The organism is Peribacillus sp. SIMBA_075, from assembly GCF_046534585.1.
In genome coordinates this window covers 1-245 of sequence record NZ_JAWRYN010001363.1, presented here as the reverse complement: position 1 = coordinate 245, position 245 = coordinate 1, and the positions used below count along the sequence as shown (strand labels likewise).

Sequence of the window (245 nt, the reverse complement as noted above, 5' to 3'; positions counted from 1 at the left end):
CCCGCCTTGCGATTGAACCCATTCAATCACGGCACCAACAGCACCTTTTCTCACTTTCGTTCCATCCTGTAAATCAACACCGCTCATTCTTGTTTCTGCTTTAAATGGAACAAATTCACCTTGTTCTGCAATTTCTCTATTATATGATATAGATTTCGTTTGTACATATTCTATAACAGATCGACCTTCTGGTGTTTCATCTAAAACTGAGCTAATCGCAGCCCATTTTCCTACTTGCTCAATCG

At 40.0% G+C, this 245-nt stretch carries 1 pseudogene; it reads right to left on the bottom strand.

Features of this window, described 5'->3' with window-relative positions:
* Positions 1-245 (bottom strand): annotated as a pseudogene (locus SB775_RS32790) (potassium-transporting ATPase subunit B); the annotation flags it as partial.